Source organism: Nonomuraea sp. NPDC049784, from assembly GCF_040659615.1.
Lineage (GTDB): Bacteria > Actinomycetota > Actinomycetes > Streptosporangiales > Streptosporangiaceae > Nonomuraea.
The window spans coordinates 1-7,739 of record NZ_JBFAMX010000496.1 but is presented as its reverse complement, the minus strand read 5'-3'; the positions used below and the strand labels follow the sequence as shown (position 1 = coordinate 7,739).

General features: G+C 70.2%; 7 protein-coding genes. 6 read left to right on the top strand and 1 reads right to left on the bottom strand.

The window, feature by feature from the left end; all coding sequences use genetic code 11:
- Positions 1-141: 141 nt before the first annotated feature.
- Positions 142-330: a hypothetical protein gene (locus AB0J09_RS49350; protein ID WP_360707840.1), complete on the bottom strand. Its 189-nt coding sequence runs from the start codon at positions 328-330 to the stop codon at positions 142-144.
- A 217-nt stretch (positions 331-547) separates the two neighbouring features.
- Here AB0J09_RS49350 and AB0J09_RS49345 point away from each other — a divergent pair, with 217 nt between their 5' ends.
- From AB0J09_RS49345 to AB0J09_RS49320, 6 genes are all read left to right on the top strand, one after another.
- Positions 548-1,567: a LacI family DNA-binding transcriptional regulator gene (locus AB0J09_RS49345; protein WP_360707838.1), complete on the top strand. Its 1,020-nt coding sequence runs from the start codon at positions 548-550 to the stop codon at positions 1,565-1,567.
- 14 nt (positions 1,568-1,581) lie between these two features.
- Positions 1,582-3,189, top strand: a complete 1,608-nt coding sequence (locus AB0J09_RS49340) for an FAD-dependent oxidoreductase (RefSeq protein ID WP_360707835.1) — start codon at positions 1,582-1,584, stop codon at positions 3,187-3,189.
- Between the two features lie 31 nt (positions 3,190-3,220).
- Positions 3,221-4,483, top strand: coding sequence for a sugar ABC transporter substrate-binding protein (locus AB0J09_RS49335; protein WP_360707832.1), 1,263 nt, complete (start codon positions 3,221-3,223; stop codon positions 4,481-4,483).
- A gap of 1 nt (position 4,484) precedes the next feature.
- On the top strand, positions 4,485-5,426 hold the full coding sequence (locus tag AB0J09_RS49330; protein WP_360707829.1) for a sugar ABC transporter permease: 942 nt from the start codon (positions 4,485-4,487) through the stop codon (positions 5,424-5,426).
- Positions 5,416-6,246 carry a carbohydrate ABC transporter permease gene (locus AB0J09_RS49325; RefSeq protein ID WP_360707827.1) on the top strand — a complete coding sequence of 277 codons (831 nt, stop codon included), beginning with the start codon at positions 5,416-5,418 and terminating at the stop codon, positions 6,244-6,246. Before AB0J09_RS49330 ends, AB0J09_RS49325 begins: the two co-directional genes overlap by 11 nt.
- 2 nt (positions 6,247-6,248) lie before the next feature.
- Positions 6,249-7,739, top strand: a 1,491-nt coding sequence (locus AB0J09_RS49320) for a hypothetical protein (protein ID WP_360707824.1), incomplete at its 3' end; no start/stop codon positions are given.

Sequence of the window (7,739 nt, the reverse complement as noted above, 5' to 3'; positions counted from 1 at the left end):
CGCGTCCCGGCGCGCTACACGTCCGCGTCACCGGCACGCTCACCTACGGCCGCCTGCGGGTCCGGGACTCGCGCAGGCGGTCATGAGCCGCTCCCCGATCCGCACGTACGAGCGGCTCCCGGCCCTACCGCGCAACGGCTGTCAGACTGCCCGGGCGATGCAGATGCGTGCGTTCAGTCGCGGCCCTGCCTCGTAGAACATGTACTCCACACCGTCCTGGGTGCCGAACGACGGCGCCGCCACCCTGCCGTTGTCCGAGGGAATCGGGGAGTGGAAGACGCCGAGGTGCGTCTCCCTGTCGAACGCGTTGCCGACCTCGGTGATCCGCATCCTGCCGTCGGATCAATGGGTGGGGAGTGTCCACGTCGACTCCTTCACGCTGCGTCGCGGTGCGGATTCACACGCTCTCCCAGCGGAATGCCGCGTCAAGATGCTAATGCGAATTACCTCGGGGAAATCCACTCTTGACAGCACGGGGCGCCGTGCGAAAGATAAGGCCCTACCAAGTTGCTAATGCGCATTGCCGAATCATGGGAGAACACAGACGGTGACTGGCCCGGGCCGACGCCTCACGCAGCAGGACATCGCCAAGATGGCCGGCGTGAGCCAGACGACGGTGTCGCTCGTGCTCAACAAGCGCGGCGACGCCGAGGTGCGGATCGCCCCCGAGACTCGCGAAAGGGTCCTGCGGGTGATCAGGGAGACCGGCTATGTGGCCGATCCCGCCGCGCGGCGGCTCGCCGACGGCCGCAACCGCATCGTCGGCGTGTTCACCTACGAGGCGGTCTTCCCCGCCGAGAGCGCCGACTTCTACCACCCGTTCCTGGTTGGCATCGAGGAGTGCGCCGAGGAGATCGGCTGCGACCTGCTGCTGTTCACCAGCGCCAGGGCGGTCTCGGGGGCGCGACGGCAAATCTTCAACGAGGAGAGCCGCGTGCGGCTGGCCGACGGCTGCCTGCTGCTCGGCCGTACGGTCGACCGTGACGACCTGGCCCGGCTGCTGGCGGAGGGGATCCCGTTCGTCTCCGTCGGCCGTCGCGACGACGCGGGCGGGCCGGTGCCGTACGTGGGGGCCGACTACCCGCCGGCGGTCCGGGGACTGGTCGAGCGGGCGGTGGCCCTCGGCCATCGGCGTCTGGCCTACGTCGGGGCGGGCACGGGCGGCGAGTCCAGGTCCGACCGCCTGCGCGGGTTCCACGAGGGTGTGGCGGCGAGCGGCGCCGACGGCCGTCACCTCCCGCCCGAGGCATCCCTGGAGGACCTGGTCGCGGCCGGGGTGACGGCGGTCTTCGTCGAGGAGTACGCCGACTGCGTCGCGCTCGCCAGAGCGGCCTCGGAGCGCGGCATGGAGATCCCCCGCGACCTGTCCATCCTCACCCTGGGCGCGTTCACCCGGCCCGTCCAGGCCGACACCGACTTCACGGGATTCCGCATCCCCAGGCGCGAGATGGGCCACAGAGCCGTACAACTGCTGGCCGGAGTGCTGGAGACCGGCGGGAGCCCACAAGAACTGCTCCCTTGCGAGCTGATCGCCGGCAGCACGCTGGCTCCGGCACCCGGAATGTGACAGGAGATTTCCACTTGGTTGAGATATCGGCAGACGCGGCCATCGTCGGCGGCGGGCTGGGCGGCGTCGCCGCCGCGCTGGCCCTGCTGCGGGCCGGCCGCACGGTGGTCCTCACGGAGGAACATGACTGGCTCGGCGGCCAGCTCACCAGTCAGGCCGTCCCGCCCGACGAGCACTCCTGGGTGGAGCGGTTCGGTGTCACGGCGAGCTACCGGGCCCTGCGCGAAGGCATCCGGCGCTACTACCGCGACCACTACCCGCTCACCGAACGGGCGCGGGCGCAGCGGGAGTTCAACCCGGGAGCCGGTCACGTGAGCCGCCTGTGCCACGAGCCCAGGGTCGCGGTCGCGGTGATCGAGGCGATGCTCGCCCCCTACCGGGGCTCGGGCCGCTTACGGGTGCTGCAGCCGTACCGGCCGGTGGGCGCGGAGGTGGACGGCGACCGCGTCACTTCGGTACGGCTGGCACATCGCGACAATGACGCCGAGCAGGTCGTGCTGCGCGCGCCGTACGTGCTGGACGCCACCGAGACCGGCGAACTGCTGCCCCTGACAGGCACCGAGTACGTCACCGGATTCGAGTCACAGTCCGAAACGGGCGAGCCGAGCGCGCCCGCCGAGGCGCAACCGATGAACATGCAGGCCGTCTCCGTCTGCTTCGCGGTCGACCACGTCGACGGCGACCATACGATCGATCGGCCCGCCTCCTACGACTTCTGGCGGGCATACGAGCCGCCCTTCTGGGGCGACAAGCTGCTGTCGTGGCGGTGCCCGAACCCGCGCACCCTCGCGATCATGGAACGTTCCTTCACCCCCAATCCCGACGACGATCCCCAGCTCGTCGAGGCCGACCAGCGCGTCAACCCGGGCGACGCCAACCTGTGGACCTTCCGCAGGATCGCCGCGCGCTGCAACTTCACGCAGGGCGCCTACGCCAGCGACATCACCCTCGTCAACTGGCCGATGATCGACTACCTGGAGGGGCCGGTCATCGACGTGCCGGACGCCGACCGGCACGTGGCGGCCGCCCGCGAGCTGTCCCTGTCGGTGCTGTACTGGCTGCAGACCGAGGCCCCCCGCCACGACGGCGGCACCGGATACCCGGGCCTGCGGCTGCGCGGCGACGTCACCGGCGGCGCCGACGGGCTCGCCCAGGCCCCCTACATCCGCGAGTCCCGGCGCGTCCGGGCCCTGACCACCGTCACCGAACAGGACCTGTCCGTGGCGGTACGCGGCGACAAGGGCGCCGTCTCCTATCACGACTCCGTGGGCGTGGGCATGTACCGCATCGACCTGCACCCGTCGACCGGCGGCGACAACTACATCGACGTCGCCTGCTCCCCGTTCGAGATCCCCCTCGGGGCGCTGATCCCGCAGCGGATGACCAACCTGCTGCCCGCCTCCAAGAACATCGGCACCACCCACATCACCAACGGCGCCTACCGCCTGCATCCGGTGGAGTGGAACGTCGGCGAGGCAGCCGGCGCGCTCGCCGCCTTCTGCCTGGACCACGCCACCACCCCGCACGCCGTGCGCGCGGACGGACGGCTCCTGGCCGACTTCCAGCACCGGCTCGGCCGCGACGGCGTGGAGCTGCGCTGGCCCGACGTCACCGGTTACTGACGCCGTCATCGACGCCAGAAGGAGAAACCCCATGAAAGCACCCGGGAAGCTGGCGGCCCTCTCGCTGACCGCCCTCCTCGTGGCCACCGCCTGCGGCGACGGCGGCACCGCGCCGGCCGCGCAGGGCCCGCAGCCGCTGCGCATGTCGATCTGGACCTCCAACGAGGCCCACCTGAAGCTGTTCAAGGAGATCGCCGCCGAGTACCGCAAGTCCCACCCGCAGGTCGGTGAGATCACCTTCGACCCCATCCCGTTCGAGAACTACACGACCACGCTGACCACGCAGATCGCCGGCGGCAACGCCCCCGACCTGGCGTGGATCCTGGAGAACTCCGCCCCGGACTTCGTCGGCTCCGGCGCCCTCGTCCCGCTCAAGAGCAAGATCGAGAACGCGGGCGAGCTGGTCCCGGCCGCCACCCGGCTGTGGGAGCGCGACGGAGAGCTGTACGCCTACCCGTTCTCCACCTCGCCCTTCGGCGTCTTCGTCAACACGGACCTGGTCAAGGCCGCGGGCCAGAAGACACCGCGCGAGCTGATGAAGGCCGGCCAGTGGGACTGGGAGCACGCCAACGAGATCAACAAGGCCGTCGCGGCCAAGGGCAAGAACGGCCTGACCATCCTCAACTTCGACTACAAGGCCTGGGACAACCTCGCCACCGTGTGGCAGGGCTGGGGCGCCAAGGCGTGGAGCGACGACGGCAGCACCTGCCAGTTCAACGCGCCCGAGATGGTCGAGGCCATGACGTTCGTGCACAAGGCGATCTTCACCGACAAGTCCATGCCGGGGCCGGGCACCGCCGTCGACTTCTTCTCCGGCGACACCACGATGGCCGTCGCCCAGATCTCCCGCGCCGCCATGCTGAAGGACGCGACGTTCAAGTGGGACCTGGTGCCGCTGCCCGCCGGGCCCAAGGGCAAGTACGCGGTCATCGGCCAGGCCGGGATCGGCGTGCTGAAGAAGTCGCCGAGGGCCGAGCAGGCCACCGACTTCCTCGCCTACTTCGCCAACGCCGCCAACTCCGCCAAGCTCGCCGCGTACTTCCCACCCGCGCGCGGCTCGCTGCTGACCGCCGACACCATGGCCAAGACCAGCCCCATGCTGAACGGCGACCAGCTCCAGGAGGTGGTGATCGACGGCATCGAGAAGGGCGTGGTCAAGCCCAGCCACAAGGGTCAGGCCGAGCTCGCGCAGACCGCCAGGGCCGCCCTCGACCCGCTGTGGAAGCCGGACGCGGACGTCAAGGCGGTGCTGGACGGCGTGTGCGCGAAGATCCAGCCGCTGCTGGGCGGATGACGTGGCGGCTACGGACCTCGGCGAACGGGTGGCCGTACGCGCCGCCACCCGGCCCCGCCTGTTCTGGACCATCCCCCGGCGCGACGCCCTCGTCGGCTACCTGCTGATTTCGCCGCAGCTCGTGGGCAGCGTCCTGTTCGTCCTGCTGCCGCTCGGCCTGGTCGTCTACTACAGCCTCCAGGAGTGGAACGTGCTGGCGGGCACGTTCGAGTACGTCGGCGGCGAGAACTACGCCAAGCTGCTCGCCGACCCGAACATGGGGCAGGTGCTGACCGGCACCGCGCTCTTCTCGGCCGGGCTGGTCGTGCTCAACCTCACCCTCGCCCTCGCCCTGGCCATCCTGCTCGACCAGCGGTTGCGCGGCACCACGTTCTTCCGCACGCTGTTCTTCTCGCCGGTGCTGGTGTCGCTGGTCGCCTGGACGATCGTCTGGCAGTTCCTGCTCCAGCAGGACGGCGGCGTAAACGGCCTGCTCGGCGTGGCGGGCATCGACGGGCCCAACTGGCTGCGCGGCGAGACCACCGCCCTGCTGTCGGTCATCGTGGTCCAGGTCGTCAAGAACGTGGGGCTCAACATGGTCCTGTTCCTGGCGGCGCTCCAGGGCGTGCCCCGCCAGCTGTACGAGGCCGCGCAGCTCGACGGCGCCGGCGCCTGGACCCGGTTCCGGCGCATCACGGTGCCGCAGATCAGCCCGACGATCCTGCTCACCTCGATCATCACCGTGGTCGGGTCGCTGCAGGTGTTCGCCCAGATCGCCGTGCTCACCCAGGGCGGGCCCGGCATGTCCACCACGGTCCTCGTCTACTACCTGTACCAGCAGGCCTTCCAGTTCCGGCACCTCGGCTACGGCGCCACCCTGTCGGTCCTGCTGTTCCTGATCGTCGCGGCGCTGACACTTCTGCAGTGGCGGCTGCGCCGGAAGTGGGTCTTCCATGAGTCGTAGGGTCAAGCTCGCGCTGTACGCGCTGCTGTGCGTGTTGTGCGTGCCGTTCGTGTTCCCGACCTGGTGGATGGTCACCTCGTCGGTGAAGCCGATCAGCGACATCTTCGCCTTCCCGCCCGCGCTGGTGCCCTCCCGGTTCGACTTCTCCACCTACAGCCGGGTCTTCGAGCTGCAGCCGTTCGGGCAGCAGTACCTCAACAGCCTCTACATCGCGGCGGTGGTGACCGCCGGCACGATGGCGGTGGCCGCGATGGCCGGCTACGCCTTCGCCCGCATCCGCTTCCCCGGCCAGAACGTGCTCTTCCTGGTCGTGCTCGTCGGCCTGCTGATCCCCAGCGAGGTGACGATCGTCCCGCTGTTCCAGATGTTCCACACGGCGGGGATGACCGACACGCACTGGCCGCTGATCCTGGTGCCGATCCTGGGCGCGCCCAGCGTGCTGGCGACGTTCATCATGCGGCAGTTCTTCATCACGCTGCCCGGCGAGCTGGAGGAGGCCGCCAGGGTCGACGGGCTCGGCCGCTTCGGCACCTTCTGCCGGGTGGCGTTGCCGCTGGCCAGGCCCGCGCTCGGCGCCGTCGCCATCTTCACGTTCCTGCACTCGTGGAACCTCTACCTCGAACCCATCGTGTTCCTGTCCACCCCGTCGAAGTTCACCCTGCCGCAGGCCCTCACCCAGTTCGTCGACGCCTACGGCTCGCCCCTGTGGAACGTGCAGCTCTCGGCCGCCACGATGACCGCCCTGCCCATCCTGGTCGTCTTCGTGCTGGCCCAGCGGCAGTTCATCGAGGGGCTCGCGCACACCGGTCTGAAAGGCTGACCATGCTCTCCCGCCGCACCCTCCTCCGCGCCGCCGCCCTGCTCCCGGCCGTCCCCGTGCTCGCGCCCGGCACCGCCTCCGCCGCCGTCCCCGACCTGCCACCGCCGCCCGCTCTGGACCGCACGTTGTTCGCCCCCCACGAGCAGCGTTTCGCGCCGTACCTGGCCACCCTCGCGCCCATGGTCAACGACATGGACGACACCGGCTTCTTCGCCGGCGGCTGGTGGCGCTCGCCGGCGGCGCCGTACAACGCCCGCGTGCAGGAGCACGTCTTCACGCTGGCCTGGTTCTACGCCAACGCCCGCCCGTGGAACCCGTACGCCGGGGACGCGAACCTGCTGGCCGCGCTCGACGCGGCGCTCGGCCACTACCTGTCGCTCCAGCACGCCGACGGCTCCTTCCCCGAGTACAACCGCAACGAGCACGGCCTGGCCCCCACCGGATTCGGCATCGGCTACCTCGCCAAGACCCTGCGGATCCTGCGCGAGGCCGGGGCGCTGCCCACCCGGCAGTCCCAGCTCAGCGCCGCCTTACGGACGGCGATGACGTGGTTCCTCGACCCCGCCAACCGCACCGTCTGGCAGGAGCCACTCAACTACGCCAACCAGACCTCCTCCGGACTGGCCGGGGCCACGCACGCGCTCAGGCTCGACCCGGATCCCGCGCTCGCCGAGAGCCTGAGGGAGGCGTTCGCCAGGATCGCCGCGACCGGCGTGAGCCCCGCCGGCTTCTTCCACGAGGAGGGCGGCCACGACATGAACTACAACTTCGAGGTCATGCTGCCCGAGCTGGCCGACGCCTACCTCCACAACCCGGACCCGCACCTGGTGGACATGGCCCGCAAGTTCACCGGGTTCCTGTCCTACAATCTGCTGCGCGAGCCCGACGGCGCCGGGTACATGGTCAACGTCGCGCCGTCCACCCGCACCAGCGCGCGCTGGTACGACGAGGTCAGGCCCGATCCCGACAGGACCGCGCTCAACTGGACGTTCACCCGCCAGGTGCCGCTGCTGTCGGCGTTCATGACCGCCAGCGAGGACCTGGCCGAGGCCCGCACCGCCTGGGCCGCGTCCACCGAGCCGGTGACACCGTTCGCCAAGCAGGACACCTCACCGCGCATCCTCACCCACGGCCTGTACGGCGAGCGCTTCCCCACCCGGCAGCAGCGGGCCGCCGCCATCGCGGACCTGCCCTACCTGCGCTCGCACGACTTCGTCGAACTGCGCAGGGACCGCGGCCAGGACTTCCTGTACGTCCGCAAGCCCGGCCTGTACCTGGGCGGCTACTTCGGCAACCGCGCCTCCCGCGGCCGCACCGGCCTGACCTTCCTGTGGCATCCCGAGGCCGGCACGATCATCTGCGGGCTCAACGACAACAACTACGCCTGCTGGTCCACCGTCTTCCCCGGCCAGGCGCCCGACTCCAACGGCACCCTCCCAGCCGCCTACTTCCGCGGCGCCCCCGGTGGCAGCGAGTGGACCGGCGGCCGGGCC

What these genes read in the sequence shown, in the direction of transcription:
- AB0J09_RS49325 (WP_360707827.1), top strand. Translation starts at nt 5,416, where the DNA reads ATGAGTCGTAGGGTCAAGCTCGCGCTGTACGCGCTGCTGTGCGTGTTG.
- AB0J09_RS49335 (WP_360707832.1), top strand. Translation starts at nt 3,221, where the DNA reads ATGAAAGCACCCGGGAAGCTGGCGGCCCTCTCGCTGACCGCCCTCCTC.
- AB0J09_RS49350 (WP_360707840.1), bottom strand. Translation starts at nt 330, where the DNA reads ATGCGGATCACCGAGGTCGGCAACGCGTTCGACAGGGAGACGCACCTC.